The sequence below is a fragment of the Hoeflea sp. Naph1 genome (assembly GCF_046837775.1).
Taxonomy (GTDB): Bacteria; Pseudomonadota; Alphaproteobacteria; order Rhizobiales; family Rhizobiaceae; genus Hoeflea.
The window spans coordinates 549,924-564,531 of the sequence record NZ_CP177286.1 but is presented as its reverse complement, the minus strand read 5'-3'; the positions used below and the strand labels follow the sequence as shown (position 1 = coordinate 564,531).

Genomic DNA, 14,608 nt, shown 5'->3' with positions numbered 1-14,608 from the left:
GGCCCTATTCTCGTGGCACGAACTTCGGCGATGGTTTTGCCGCTAGGGGTTTGCCGAAACCTGTAATTTCCGGGAGGAGCCCGATCATGAATCTGTCCATCCAAGCCAATGATATCCAGGCTGTCATCGAAGCCGACCGGGCGCATGTCTGGCACCATCTGATCCAGCACAAGCCGTTCGAGACGATCGACCCCAGGATCATGGTCGAGGGACGCGGCATGCGGGTCTGGGATGCCACCGGCAAGGAGCATCTGGACGGAGTTTCGGGCGGGGTCTGGACAGTCAATGTCGGCTATGGCCGCGAAAGCATCGCCAATGCGGTGCGCGACCAGTTGATCAAGATGAACTATTTCGCAAACAGCGCCGGCTCGATTCCCGGTGCGCTGTTCGCCAAGAAACTCATCGAAAAAATGCCGGGCATGAGTCGGGTCTATTACTCGAACTCCGGATCAGAGGCCAACGAGAAGGCCTTCAAGATGATCCGGCAGATCTCGCATCGGCATCATGGCGGCAAGAAATACAAGATCCTCTACCGTGACCGGGATTATCACGGCACCACGCTGGCCGCGCTGTCGGCCGGCGGGCAGCCACAACGGGTGGAACAATACGGACCACTGGCGCCCGGTTTCGTGATGGTGCCGCATTGTCTTGAATACCGCAGCCAGTACCCGGACGCCGAAAGCTATGGCGAGGCCGCAGCCAACGCGATCGAGGAGGTGATCCTGCGCGAAGGCCCCGAGACCGTAGGCGGCTTGTGTCTGGAGCCCATCACCGCCGGTGGCGGCGTCATCACTCCGCCCGCCGGCTACTGGGAGCGGGTGCAGGAGATCTGCCGCAAATACGATATTTTGCTGCATATCGATGAAGTGGTCTGCGGTGTCGGCCGCACCGGCGCCTGGTTCGGCTATCAGCATTACGGCATCAAGCCCGATTTCGTGACCATGGCCAAGGGTGTCGCCTCGGGCTATGCGGCGATTTCCTGTACAGTGACGACGGAAGCGGTGTTCGACCAATTCAAGGACGACGCGGGCGACCCGATGTCCTATTTCCGCGATATCTCGACCTTCGGCGGCTGCGCGGCAGGGCCGGCAGCGGCGCTGGAAAACATGCGGATCATCGAAGACGAGAAGCTGATCGACAACACCCAGGCGATGGGCCATCGGCTGTTTGACAACCTGCTGGCGCTTCAGGAAAAACACGCGGTGATCGGCGAAGTTCGCGGCAAGGGGCTGTTTGTCGGCGCCGAACTGGTCGAGGACCGCCACAGTCGCACGCCGGCGGAGGAGAAAAGAGTTCAGGCAGTGGTGGCCGATTGCATGGCGCAGGGTGTCATCATCGGCGCCACCAACCGGTCGCTGCCTGGCTTCAACAACACCTTGTGCCTGAGCCCGGCGCTGATCGCCACGGCATCCGACATCGACCAGATCACCGACAGCATCGATCAGGCACTGACACGGGTGTTCGGATAGATGCAGGAATGATCGGAAAGAAGGGGCGGCACCCGACGAACGTGCCGTCCCTTCCTATCCGTCCACGCTACCGATATGCTGGCCCGAACTGGCCAGATATCCAAATGTCGATTCCGATAGACACATTTTTCCTCGATCCAAAATTCGAGGGGACACTGCAACAGAAAATCCAGAGGATGATCAGCGAGGGCGTGCTGTCCGCGCGCTTTCCTCCCGGTGCCAAACTGCCATCAAGCCGCAAGCTGGCGGCGCATCTAGGCGTCAGCCGGATTACGGTGACGCTAGCCTATAGCGAACTTGTCTCCGACGACTATCTGATTGCCAAGGGACGATCGGGTTACTATGTCTCGCCGACCGCGCCGCAGCGTACCCGGTTCGACCTGCCAAAGGCGGCGGGCCGGGACTCAGTGGACTGGAGCCGGGCGATCGGGCAGCGCTATTCCAACCAAATAATGCCCGAAAAACCGGTCGACTGGCGTAGTTACCCCTACCCGTTCATCTACGGCCAGGCCGACGAGAAGATTTTCGACCACAGCAATTGGCGGCAATGTGCCCTTCAGGCGCTGGGCAAGCGCGAATTTTCCACCGTCACTGCTGACAGCTACGAGCGCGATGACCCGGAACTGGTCAAATATATCGCACTCAACACGCTGCCGCGGCGCGGCATCCATGCCCGGCCGGAACAGATCCTGATCACCATGGGCGCGCAGAACGCGCTGTGGCTGTGCGCCCAGGTGCTGCTCAATCAACGGCGCACGGCGGCGATGGAAAATCCCGGTTATCCGGGACTTCGGGTGGCGCTCAACCTGGCGCGCTGCAATGTGGTGCCGGTGCCGGTCGACGAGGCCGGCATGCAGCTTGACGCGCTGCCGGTGGAAACCGATGTGGTGTTTACCACGCCGAGCCATCATTGCCCCACCAATGTGACCATGCCGCTGGAACGGCGGCACGCGCTTCTGGAGATGGCGGCACGGCATGATTTCCTGATCGTCGAGGATGACTACGAGTTCGAGATGTCGTTCCTCAATCCACCTGAACCGGCGCTCAAATCGCTCGATGAGGAAGGTCGGGTGATCTATATCGGCTCGTTCTCGAAGTCTCTGTTTCCGGGCCTGCGGCTCGGCTACATGGTTGGATCGGAAACCTTCATCCGCGAAGCGAGGGCTTTGCGGGCAGCGATCCTCAGACATCCGCCGGGCCATCTGCAGCGCACTGCTGCCAACTTCCTGTCACTCGGCCATTATGATGCGCTGGTGGCGCGCATGGGCCAGGTCTATCGCCAGCGCCGCGAGGTCATGCAGACGGCGATCGCCCGCTGTGGCCTGCGGACAGCCGGCGTCGACGTTTCGGGCGGCTCCAGTATCTGGATGAAGACACCTGCGCCGATCAGCGCGCAGGATCTGGCGGTGGCGCTCAAACAGCGCGGCGTGCTGATTGAACCGGGCCACGTGTTTTTCGAAAATCCGCAAGACGGCAGTCGTTACTATCGCATCGCCTATTCGTCGATCGAAAGTGCCAAGATAGACGCCGGCATCACCATCATCGCCGAGACGATTGACAGTTTCCGGAATAACTGACGCGGGCACGCGCCCCAGGGAGGCCTGCATCGCGCCCGAACTGCTATGATGCGCCCTGTTGCGGCTGCATGTCGTCGCGGCTGATGCCGGCTACCACATTCGGTTTCTTCATCGCATCCCGTCGGAACGGTTCGCCGAGTTCCTGGTTAAGCAGAACCTCGATGAAGGTGGTTTCCCCATCTTTCATCTGCCGCTCCACCGCGTTCTGCAGTTCTTCAGTCAGGCCCTGCTGGTCGCTGACGACGACGCCGCGGGCGCCGCAGGCCTCGGCGATCGCCGCATAGGAGGTGTCGCGGTCAAGTTCAGTACCGACGAAATTGTCGGCATACCACAGCGTCGTGTTGCGCTTTTCCGCGCCCCACTGGTAATTGCGGAAGATCACCATGGTGATTGCCGGCCACGCGTCGCGGCCGCAGGCGGTCATTTCGTTCATGGAAATCCCGAAAGCCCCGTCGCCGGAAAAGCCCACGACCGGAACATCGGGCTGGCCGATCTTGGCGCCGAGAATCGATGGAAACCCGTAACCGCAAGGGCCGAATAGGCCAGGCGCGAGGTATTTTCGGCCCTGTTCAAAAGTCGGATAGGCGTTGCCGATGGCGCAGTTGTTGCCGATGTCGGACGAGATGATCGCATCGCGCGGCAGGGCCGACTGGATCGCCCGCCAGGCTTGGCGCGGCGACATCAGATCGGCGTCACGGGCACGGGCCTCTTCGTTCCAGACCGTGCCGGGATCGTCATCCTCGTGATCGAGCGAGGAGAGTTCCTGGGCCCAGCGGGACTTGGTCAGCGACACCAGATTGCGGCGGTCTTCGCGGCCGGCATCCCCTGCGTTGTCGGCAAGCTGGCCGAGAATGGCGCGGGCGACCTTGGCGGCATCGCCCTCTATGCCGACGCTGACCTTCTTGGTCAGGCCGATGCGGTCGGCGTTGATGTCGACCTGGATCACTTCGGCGTCTTTTGGCCAGTAATCGATACCATAGCCCGGCAGGGTCGAGAACGGATTGAGCCTGGTGCCGAGCGCCAGCACCACATCGGCCTTGGCTATCAGTTCCATCGCCGCCTTCGAACCATTGTAGCCGAGCGGTCCGACGGCAAGCGGGTGCGAGCCGGGAAAGCTGTCATTGTGCTGGTAATTCGAGCAGACCGGCGCATCAAGGCGGTCGGCCAGCGCGACAACGTCAGGGATGGCGTCGGACAGCACCACGCCGGCGCCAGACAGAATCACCGGAAATTTAGCTTTCGAGAGCATCTCAGCGGCTCTCGCAATGGCCCGTTCACCGCCGGAGGGGCGTTCGAAGCGGACCACCTGCGGCAGCTCGACATCGATTACTTGCGTCCACATGTCGCGTGGCACATTCATCTGCGCCGGGGCCGAACCGCGCCAGGCCTTCATGATCACCCGGTTGAGCACTTCGGGAATGCGTGACGGGTCACGCACTTCTTCCTGGTAGCAGACGCAATCGGCAAACAGCCGCATCTGCTCCATTTCCTGAAATCCGCCCTGACCGATGGTCTTGTTGGCCGCCTGCGGGGTAATCAGCAGCATCGGCGTGTGATTCCAGTAGGCGGTCTTGACCGGGGTGACGAAGCCGGTGACGCCGGGCCCGTTCTGGGCAATCGCCATCGCCATCTTGCCGGTGGAACGGATGAAGCCATCACACATCAACCCGGCATTGGTTTCATGGGCACAGTCCCAGAAGGTGATTCCGGCCTGCGGGAAGAGATCCGACACCGGCATCATGGCCGAGCCGATGATGCCGAATGCATGTTCGATTCCATGCATCTGCAGAACTTTGACGAACGCTTCCTCGGTGGTCATCTTGGGCATCGGACATTCCTCCTTGTTGCGGTCTAGAAACCACAACTGGCCCGATGTGCTCTAGAGCCAGTTTGGCTGCTTCACAACGCCAGATTCGGGTCTTGGCCGCAACGCTTGGCGCTTTGGAGAAGAGACTGCGGCGGGAACCGTGTCATGTCTGCTGACACCGCGCCGGCCGTCGGTAGCGGCAATATGCCGGTCAATTGACCAAACACGCCGCGTGACCGGATATCTTTAGTTGCATACGCACGTGCGAGATTGGGGTGGCAATCGGCGGACGGGACGCCTACATGCAGAGCCCGATCAGCGGCGCCCGCGGGTGGACACTCAAGAAATTGCGACCTGCCTCGTCAGGCGCCTGCAGACGAATGGCGGCGCCGAACACTGCAGGCGCCGCAAACAACAGCCGACGCAACAGAAACACTGAACTTAAAAAACTCGAAATTGAGGGCGTACCTCTCATTGGTCATCTGATTCATTCGATATCCTTCGCACCCACAGGTCTTGCAGATCATGCAGGTAAAAATCTGACTCTGGAGAAACCGTGCCGAAATCCGACGAACGCATTGCGACAAATCTGAGAACGCTGCTCATTCTGGAAGCTATCGGGAAGGCCGCCGAACCGCTGACGCCAACCGAAATCAACCAGTCGATCGGACTTCCCAAGCAGACTATCCACCGGCTTTGCGCCACCCTGGTTGAGGAAGGATTCCTGCTTTACGAGCCCGGCGGCAAACGTCTGCGGCCGACACGGCGGGCCCGGACGATTGGCGCCGGACTACTGCATTCCTCACGTGACCACATATTGCGGCGGCAGATCCTTCTGGAACTGGCGTCGAAAATCCGGGAGACCGTCAATTATGTCGTCCCCGAGGACGATGGCATGAATTATCTCGACCGGGTCGAGACCGACTGGGCATTCCGGGTGCTGTTGCCGATCGGAACGCATGTGCCGTTCCATTGTACAGCCAGCGGCAAGGTGTTTCTGGCGAGCCTGGATGCCCGCAAGCGCAAGGCCTATGCCCAGGCGCTGACACTTGATCGCCGGACGGCCAACACCATCACCGATCCCGACGATCTGCTGCGCGAACTGACGCTCGTGAGCAAACGCGGTTTTGCTTTTGACAATGAGGAATTCATGGACGGCATGATCGCCATAGCCGTGCCGGTGCTCGACAGCGATGGGCGGTTCCTGGCAGCGCTCGCCTGTCACGGGCCAACCGTGCGGATGACGCTGGACATGCTCGAAAGCTTTGTTCCGGAGTTCGATGCCGCGGTCAAGAAAATGCAGATCATGCTGTGCTGATAGCGGCCACATTCCCGGACTTTGCCGATTGATCAGAATACACTCCGCAGCGTGAACTCGTTTGTGCAATGGGCGATGATCACAGCCCGATGGCGGCAATCCTCGGAAGAATAAGAGGGCCAGCGTCCTTTGCGCGTCCAATCGGATGCGCGGCGCGGCGGCCGGGCCTTGCGTCAGATATCAAGGCCAGTTTTGCCGCGCCAATGGGTGGCAGGCAGAGGCGGCGATATCGGCCGAAACCGTCAGGTTGATCACTCAAGCGGGCAAATTTGACCCTGTTTTGCCGCACCGCACGCGTTGCTGAGCGCCGGAAACGTGTTTTCTGCCGCATTGCGGCAGAGCGTAAACCCATGAAACCATGAACCTATCTCATCCATTGGTCGAATGAGATGGCGGTTTACAACAGCGGCGTTGTTGCCATGCAACAAAACCGTGCTACGCTTCGCCCCTGCTTTCGCGGTGCACCACGCCAGACTGCCGCAAGCTAAAGCAACGTAAGATGGCAAGCGCCCACAGCCGGGTCGGCCAGCAAAAGGGACTACACATCATGTTCTACCAGATGTACGAGCTCAACCATGCGGCTCTGGCGCCGATGCGAGCTTACGCCGATGCGATGCGGATGACTTTCCGCAACCCCGTCAACCCGATGTCGCACACCTCCTTTGGACGCTCCGTAGCCGCCGGTTTCGAAATGTTCGAACGAACCACGCGCCGTTACGGCAAGCCCGAATTCGGCCTTGAACAGACCACGCTGAAATCCGGCCCGGTCTCGGTGCACGAGAAAATCGTCTGGTCGAAACCCTTCTGCAACCTGATTCATTTCGAACGCTGCCTGCCCGCCAACCACCCGCAAGACCCGAAGATTTTGGTCGTAGCGCCGATGTCGGGGCATTACGCGACATTGTTGCGCGGTACGGTGGAAACATTGCTGCCCGATGCCGAGGTCTATGTCACCGACTGGACCGACGCACGCATGGTACCCGTCAGCGACGGTCGCTTCGACCTCGACGATTATATCGATTACATCATCGAGATGCTGCATGAACTTGGGCCTGAAACCCATGTGATTGCCGTCTGCCAGCCATCGGTTCCGGTTCTGGCTGCCGTGGCATTGATGGAAGAAGACGGCGACAAGTTCGCGCCTTCATCAATGACGCTGATGGGCGGACCGATCGACACCCGTATCAACCCGACCGGCGTCAACGAACTGGCGCAGGCCAAGCCGCTGGAATGGTTTGCCGATAACGTGATCATGCAGATCCCGTGGCCGCTGCCCGCCTTTACCCGTTCGGTCTATCCCGGCTTCCTGCAATTGTCGGGCTTCATGACCATGAATCTTGACCGCCACATGATCGCGCAGAAGGATTTCTACCTGCACCTGGTCAAGGATGACGGCGATTCGGCCGAGCGGCATCGCGATTTTTACGACGAGTATCTCGCGGTGATGGATCTGACCGCCGAATTCTACCTGCAGACCGTCGATACGGTGTTCATCAAGCATTCGCTGCCCAAGGGCGAAATGATGCACCGCGGTCGCAAGATCGACACTACGGCGATCCGTTCGGTGGCGCTGCAGACTGTCGAAGGCGAGAACGACGATATTTCCGGACTTGGCCAGACCGAAGCGGCACAAACCATCTGCCCCAACATTCCCGATGCCATGCGGCAGCATTACGTGCAGCCGAAGGTCGGTCATTACGGCGTGTTCAACGGCTCGCGCTTCCGTGCCGAGATCGCCCCGCGAATCATCGAATTCGCCCGCGCCAACGCCCGTGCCGATCGTGGTACGAAGCCTGGGCCGAAGCTCGTCAAGGGTGGCCGCAGCCACTGAAAACGAAAATCCACCGCATTTTAGTAATCCGATAATTCTGTTTTATACCAACAGGTTATCGGATAACTGCGGGCATTTTCTTGAATCGACGGTTGATCCATACCACATCATTTACACAGGGAAACGCCCCCGCTTTCCTTCAAATGATGAGGTTTTCACCAATGACACAGACCGCAATGATCCGCCCGGCGTGGACGCCGGCAACCATCGCCCTGATGATCCTGGGGTTCATGGTTTTCTGGCCGCTGGGTCTGGCCATGCTGGCTTACATCCTGTTTGGTGACCGGCTTGATACGTTCAAGTCCGATGTCAACCGCGCCGCAGACGGCTTCGCCTGCTCGTTCCGCAGGAGCACCCATGCGCCGCGCACGAGCACCGGCAACGTGGCGTTTGACGAATGGCGCGACGCCGAGATGGCGCGGCTTGATGAGGAACGCAAGAAGCTTGATGAAATGCGCCAGGAATTCGACCAGCACATGCGCGACCTTCGCATGGCCCGTGACCGCACCGAGTTCGAGCAGTTCATGGCCGACCGCAAGGCAAGCCAGAACAAGTCCAAGAAGGGCCGCTCTGTCCCTGAAATCGACGGCTGAACGGCCGCAACATGACCTCCCTGGAGGGCGGCGCTCATCGCGCCGCCCTTTTTGATTCGGGTTGGTTCAGCCAGCGTCGATCTCGGTGAAACGGCCGCGGAAGAAGCGCAGATATTCGGGCTCGTGGGTAAAGCGCAGGCCCTTGATCTGATCAGCCTGCCGCATCACCCGCGCGACACTTGCAACCACCACATCCATATGCGCCTGGGTGTAGACCCGGCGCGGCAGGGTCAACCGCACCAGTTCAAGCCGGGGCATGATGTTCTCGCCGGTCTGCTTGTCGCGCCCGGCCGAAACCACGCCACGCTCCATCACCCGAACCCCGGCGTCGACATAAAGCGCGGCAGCCAGCGCCTGGGCCGGGAATTGTGATTGTGGAATATGCGGCAACGTTGCCCGTGCGTCGATGAACACCGCGTGACCGCCAATAGGCAGGACGATCGGCACACCCAGGCTTTCGAGATTGCGGCCGAGATATTCCACCTGGCCGACACGGGCACGGATATGCTCGTCATCCACGCTTTCGGTGATCCCGATGGCCAGCGCCTCCATATCGCGACCAGCCATGCCGCCATAGGTATGCAGACCCTCATAGACGACCACCAGATTGCAGGCTTTTTCATACAGCGCCTCATCATTGAGCGCCAGAAATCCACCGATATTGACCATTGCGTCCTTTTTCGACGACATGGTCGCGCCGTCGGTCAGCCTACAGATTTCATGGACGATCTCGCGTACGCTCTTGTCGGCATAGCCCTGTTCCCGCTGCTGGATGAAATAGGCGTTTTCGGCCACCCGGGTCATGTCGTGGATGATCAGGATTCCGTGGCGGTCGCACCAGAGGCGCACCTGCCGGAGATTGTCCAAAGAGATCGGCTGGCCGCCGGCCATGTTGACGCAGGTGGCGATGCAGACATAGGGAATTCGTGCGGCGCCGACCCGTTCGACCAGGGCGTCGAGTTTGGCGATATCAACACTGCCCTTGAAGGGGTGGAGCGAAGCCGGGTCATGGGCCTCGTCAATGATCACATCTACGAAGGTGCCGCCGGCGAGTTCCTGGTGCAGCCGTGTGGTGGTGAAATACATGTTGCCGGGAACATGATCGCCGGGCTTGATCAGGATTTGCGACAGGATGTTTTCAGCCCCGCGGCCCTGATGGGTGGGAACAGTGTAGGTGTAGGAGTAGTACTCCGTCACCGTTTCACTGAGATGATAGAAATTGGCGCTGCCGGCATAGGCTTCATCGCCCCTCATCAGCCCTGCCCATTGCCGGTCGGACATGGCGCCGACGCCGGAATCGGTCAGCAGATCGATGTAGACATCATCCGAGCGCAGCAGAAATGTATTATAGCCTGCCTGCCGGATTGCATGGCGGCGCTCCTCAAGCGTGGTCTTCTTGAGCAGTTCGACCATCTTGATCTTGTAGGGTTCCGCCCAGGGATCGGCGGAAGCGGCATTGGTGAAAACGTTCATGTTCAGTCCTCAACGTGAAGTGATGTTGCCGTTGTTACGGTCATCTTCCCGTGGGTCCGAACCAGAAGCACCACGGGAAAACCCGTGGCGTTTCATCCCTTGGCGCGGTGCACATCAGTGCCTCCGTCAAGTGGCCATGCAAATCGTTACATGTGCAACCGCGCCCCTGCAAGCGGATAATTGTCGCTCTCAAAACGCTCGAATCGGTTATGAGAAACCATGTTCGGATTAGGCCGCCCCACCCGCAGATCGCCCGCGCCACGGCCACAAGCCGTGAGCGTCAATGGCCGTGAGTTGCCGCTGACGATCCGTGAACACGCCCGCGCCACTAGGATGACGCTGCGGATAGAGCCCGGCGGGCATGCCTTGAAGCTGACCATTCCGCCTGGTTTGCCAAGCCCCGAGATTGACGCGTTCCTGACCCGTCATCACGGCTGGCTGATGACGCGGCTTGCCCGGGTGCCCGACACCGGACCGCTCACCGAGATCGGCAAAATTACCATTCGCGGGGTCGTGCACCGGATCGAAATGACCGGCAAATTGCGGGGGCTTGCAGAAGTAACCGAGATCGACGGCGAGCCGGTGCTGCTGGTTTCGGGCAATCCCGAACATGCCGGCCGGCGGGTGTCGGATCACCTCAAGCGGGTAGCCCGGGCCGAACTCGAGGTTCTGGTGGCCGGCCATGCGGCCGATCTTGGCAAGAAGGTGCGGTCGATTTCCTACAAGGATACCAAGAGCCGCTGGGGATCGTGCACGTCGGAGGGAAACCTGTCGTTTTCCTGGCGGATCGCCATGGCGCCTGACTTCGTCATCGATTATCTGGCCGCCCATGAGGTGGCGCATCTGGCGGAAATGAACCACGGACCCAATTTCTGGGCGACCTGCAAAAGGCTCTGCCCGCGCACCGATGAGGGCAAGCGCTGGCTCAAGCAGAATGGATCGCGCCTGTTTGCGGTGAAGTTCTAATCCAGCGGCAGTTTTGCGGGCTGAATGTTTCCATTGCCGGAGCGGTCTTTGTCGCGGCTTTGACGCATGCCCGTCTCGACTCCGCCATGGTTTTGTGCGAGTTCAGCCGCATGAAAGCGATGATCAAGATTTGCGGCCTGAGCACGCCCGAAGCGGTGGATCGCGCGGCCGAATTGGGCGCCGATATGGCGGGTTTCATTTTCTTCGAAAAGAGCCCGCGCCATGTCGCCGTCTCCACCGCCACCGGCCTTGCCCAGCAGGCACGGCGCCGAGGCCTGAAAACGGTCGCGGTGACCGTCGACATGGACGATGCCGGCCTTGACGAGATCGTCGCGCAAATGAAGCCCGACTGGCTGCAACTGCATGGTGGCGAAAGCCCCGGGCGCGCCGCGGAACTGAAAGCGCGGTTCGGCCTGCCGGTGATGAAGGCATTTGCCATCCGCGAGGCCGCAGACCTTGCGCGGATCGCCCCCTACCAGGGCATTGCCGACCGGTTTTTATTCGACGCCAAGCCGCCGAAGGGATCCGATCTGCCCGGCGGCAACGGCGTCAGCTTCGACTGGCGTCTGCTTGCCAAGCTTGACGAGGCCGCTAGTTACATGCTTTCCGGTGGGCTGACAAAAGACAATATTGGCGAGGCGCTGGCGATCAGCGGCGCGCCGGGCGTCGATGTTTCGTCGGGCGTTGAAAGCGCACCGGGCATCAAGGATCTCTCTATGATGGACGGCTTCGTCCAGGCGGTTCGCGATGCGGACAAAATTCGGTCTCAGGAGTACGTGAAGTGAACCAGCCAACCACCCCGAATTCATTCCGCACCGGCCCTGATGAACAGGGCATGTTCGGTATTTTTGGCGGTCGTTTCGTTGCCGAAACACTGATGCCGCTGATCCTCGAACTGGAAGAGGAATGGGCCAAGGCAAAAGCCGATCCGGCCTTCCGCGCCGAGCTCGACTATCTCAACACCCATTATGTCGGGCGGCCCTCACCGCTGTATTTTGCCGAGCGGCTGACCGAGCATCTGGGCGGCGCCAAGATCTATTTCAAGCGCGACGAGCTCAACCACACCGGCTCGCACAAGATCAACAATTGCATCGGCCAGATCCTCTTGGCCAAACGCATGGGCAAGACCCGGATCATCGCCGAAACCGGCGCCGGCCAGCACGGTGTCGCCACAGCCACGGTGGCGGCACGTTTCGGCTATCCGTGCGAAGTCTATATGGGCGCCACCGATGTTCAGCGGCAGGCGCCCAACGTATTCCGGATGAAACTGCTTGGCGCCAAGGTCCATTCGGTTACATCCGGCCATGGCACGCTGAAAGATTCGATGAACGAGGCGCTTCGCGACTGGGTGACCAATGTCGACGACACCTATTACCTGATCGGCACCGCGGCGGGCCCGCACCCCTATCCGGAAATGGTGCGCACCTTCCAGTCGGTGATCGGCGAGGAAACCCGTGAACAGATGATGGCTGCCGAAGGCCGGTTGCCGGACATGCTGGTTGCAGCTGTCGGTGGCGGCTCCAACGCGATCGGTCTGTTTCACCCGTTCCTTGACGACAAGGATGTACAGATTGTCGGCGTCGAGGCTGGCGGCAAGGGGCTGAACGGCGAAGAACATTGCGCCTCGCTTACCCTCGGCTCGCCGGGCGTGCTGCATGGCAACCGCACCTATCTGCTGCAGGATGGCGACGGCCAGATCAAGGAAGGTCACTCGATCTCGGCCGGTCTCGATTATCCCGGCATCGGGCCCGAGCATTCATGGCTGAAGGAAGCCGGCCGCGTCGATTATGTGCCGATCATGGATACCGAGGCGCTTGACGCGTTTCAGCTGTTGACCCGGCTTGAAGGCATCATCCCGGCACTGGAGCCCGCGCACGCGCTGGCCGAGGTGATCAAGCGTGCTCCGAAAATGGGCAAGGACCAGATCATCGTCATGAACCTGTGCGGCCGCGGCGACAAGGACATCTTCACCGTCGGCAAGATCCTCGGGATGGAGCTCTGAGCATGGTTGAATATTCCGATCTGAAGGCGCTCTTCATCAACACCACGCTGAAGAGCACCGCACAGGGCGAAAGCCACACCGAACGGCTGATGCGCAATTCGATGGCGATCATGCAAACCAATGGCGTGCAGGCCGACTATTTGCGTGCCGCGGACCATCATATCGCTTTCGGCGTGCAGCCCGACATGCGCGAGCACGGAGCTGACCGCGACGACTGGCCGGAGATTTTCTGGCCGAAAGTGCGCGATGCCGACATTCTGGTGATCGGCACACCGTTGTGGCTGGGCGAGGAATCCTCGCTGTGCCGGGTGATCATCGAGCGGCTCTATGCCCATTCCGGCCAGCGTAATGACCGCGGCCAGTATATCTATTACGGCAAGACCGGCGGCTGCGTGATCACCGGCAACGAGGACGGCGTCAAGCATGCCTCGATGACCTGCCTGTATGCCATGCAGCATGTCGGCTACACGATTCCGCCGCAGGCCGATTGCGGCTGGATCGGTGAAGTCGGGCCGGGCAAGTCCTACGGCGACGATGGCGCCGGCTATGACAACGACTTTACCAAGCGCAACACCACCTTCATGACCTGGAACCTGATGCATATGGCCCGTATGCTCAAGGACGCGGGCGGCATTCCGCGGCACGGCAACGACGTCAACGCCTGGAATGACGGCGCGCGCTTTGACCACCCCAAGATCGGACAAGCTGAATGACCACTCGCATCGACACCCGTTTTGAAAAACTCAAGGCCGAGGATCGGCCGGCGCTGGTGACCTATTTCATGGGCGGCGATCCGGATTACGACACATCGCTTAAGATCATGGAGGCGCTGCCGGGTGCGGGCTCCGATGTGATCGAACTGGGGATGCCGTTTTCCGACCCGATGGCCGACGGTCCGGCGATCCAGATGGCCGGACAGCGGGCGCTCAAGGCCGGGCAGTCACTGAAGCGGACGCTGGATCTGGCGCGCGATTTCCGCAAGACCGACAATGAAACGCCAATCGTGCTGATGGGCTATTACAACCCGATCTATATCTATGGCGTCGAGAAATTCCTGGTTGATGCACGTGAGGCCGGTATCGACGGGCTGATCGTGGTCGACCTGCCGCCGGAAATGGACGAGGAACTGTGCCTGCCGGCGCTCGAGGCCGGGCTCAACTTCATCCGGCTGGCGACACCAACCACCGACGACAAGCGGTTGCCACGGGTGCTGAGCAACACGTCGGGCTTTGTCTATTATGTCTCGATGACCGGGATTACCGGATCGGCGATCGCCGATACGTCCAAAGTCAACCTTGCGGTCGAACGGATCAAGAGCCATACCGACCTGCCGGTCTGTGTCGGTTTCGGCGTCAAAACCGCCGAGCAGGCACGTGTCATCGGCCAGTCGGCTGATGGCGTTGTGGTCGGCACCGCCATCGTCAACCAGATCGCCAACACACTTGACGCCAACGGTGCGGCCACCGCCGATACCGTCGAAAGCGTCGCCACCATGGTCCGCGGACTGGCGACTGGCGTGCGTGCCGCACGTCTTGCGCCGGCGCAATAGCACCCCCACATTGGTGGAGAATT

At 60.4% G+C, this 14,608-nt stretch carries 12 protein-coding genes; 10 read left to right on the top strand and 2 right to left on the bottom strand.

The features are described 5' to 3' along the window. The first annotated feature begins 86 nt into the window (after positions 1-86). Complete coding sequence (locus ACK6D9_RS02720; protein WP_412050536.1) at positions 87-1,469, top strand: aspartate aminotransferase family protein; 1,383 nt, start codon at positions 87-89, stop codon at positions 1,467-1,469. A 104-nt stretch (positions 1,470-1,573) separates the two neighbouring features. Continuing rightward, on the top strand, positions 1,574-3,046 hold the full coding sequence (locus ACK6D9_RS02715) for a PLP-dependent aminotransferase family protein (RefSeq protein WP_412050535.1): 1,473 nt from the start codon (positions 1,574-1,576) through the stop codon (positions 3,044-3,046). Positions 3,047-3,089: 43 nt separating this feature from the next. Here the strand turns inward: ACK6D9_RS02715 and xsc are convergent, their stop codons facing one another. Beyond that, positions 3,090-4,874, bottom strand: coding sequence for a sulfoacetaldehyde acetyltransferase (xsc, locus tag ACK6D9_RS02710; RefSeq protein WP_412050534.1), 1,785 nt, complete (start codon positions 4,872-4,874; stop codon positions 3,090-3,092). Between the two features lie 535 nt (positions 4,875-5,409). On the opposite strand from xsc, the gene ACK6D9_RS02705 reads away from it, so the two are divergent. The 3 genes from ACK6D9_RS02705 to ACK6D9_RS02695 all read left to right on the top strand — a co-directional run bounded on the left by ACK6D9_RS02705 (position 5,410) and on the right by ACK6D9_RS02695 (position 8,595). Continuing rightward, positions 5,410-6,171, top strand: coding sequence for an IclR family transcriptional regulator (locus tag ACK6D9_RS02705; RefSeq protein ID WP_322989875.1), 762 nt, complete (start codon positions 5,410-5,412; stop codon positions 6,169-6,171). Between the two features lie 547 nt (positions 6,172-6,718). Next, on the top strand, positions 6,719-8,002 hold the full coding sequence (locus tag ACK6D9_RS02700; protein WP_322989877.1) for a polyhydroxyalkanoate depolymerase: 1,284 nt from the start codon (positions 6,719-6,721) through the stop codon (positions 8,000-8,002). A gap of 161 nt (positions 8,003-8,163) precedes the next feature. Beyond that, the gene (locus ACK6D9_RS02695) at positions 8,164-8,595 is read left to right on the top strand and encodes a DUF2852 domain-containing protein (protein ID WP_322989876.1); all 432 of its coding nucleotides are present in this window, start codon (positions 8,164-8,166) and stop codon (positions 8,593-8,595) included. A 66-nt stretch (positions 8,596-8,661) separates the two neighbouring features. Here ACK6D9_RS02695 and ACK6D9_RS02690 read toward each other — a convergent pair whose 3' ends face one another. Next, positions 8,662-10,068 carry a tyrosine phenol-lyase gene (locus tag ACK6D9_RS02690; protein ID WP_412050533.1) on the bottom strand — a complete coding sequence of 469 codons (1,407 nt, stop codon included), beginning with the start codon at positions 10,066-10,068 and terminating at the stop codon, positions 8,662-8,664. Between the two features lie 219 nt (positions 10,069-10,287). Between ACK6D9_RS02690 and ACK6D9_RS02685 the strand changes: the two genes are divergently transcribed. The 5 genes from ACK6D9_RS02685 to trpA all read left to right on the top strand — a co-directional run bounded on the left by ACK6D9_RS02685 (position 10,288) and on the right by trpA (position 14,585). Further along, a complete protein-coding gene (locus ACK6D9_RS02685) occupies positions 10,288-11,034 on the top strand; it encodes a M48 family metallopeptidase (RefSeq protein WP_412050532.1) in 747 nt (248 codons plus the stop codon). 110 nt (positions 11,035-11,144) lie between these two features. Then, positions 11,145-11,819, top strand: coding sequence for a phosphoribosylanthranilate isomerase (locus ACK6D9_RS02680; RefSeq protein WP_412050531.1), 675 nt, complete (start codon positions 11,145-11,147; stop codon positions 11,817-11,819). Further along, positions 11,816-13,036: a tryptophan synthase subunit beta gene (trpB, locus tag ACK6D9_RS02675; RefSeq protein ID WP_412050530.1), complete on the top strand. Its 1,221-nt coding sequence runs from the start codon at positions 11,816-11,818 to the stop codon at positions 13,034-13,036. Before ACK6D9_RS02680 ends, trpB begins: the two co-directional genes overlap by 4 nt. A gap of 2 nt (positions 13,037-13,038) precedes the next feature. Further along, on the top strand, positions 13,039-13,749 hold the full coding sequence (locus ACK6D9_RS02670) for a flavodoxin family protein (protein WP_412050529.1): 711 nt from the start codon (positions 13,039-13,041) through the stop codon (positions 13,747-13,749). After that, positions 13,746-14,585: a tryptophan synthase subunit alpha gene (gene trpA / locus ACK6D9_RS02665; RefSeq protein ID WP_412050528.1), complete on the top strand. Its 840-nt coding sequence runs from the start codon at positions 13,746-13,748 to the stop codon at positions 14,583-14,585. The genes ACK6D9_RS02670 and trpA overlap by 4 nt, the downstream gene beginning before the upstream one ends. Positions 14,586-14,608: the final 23 nt, after the last annotated feature.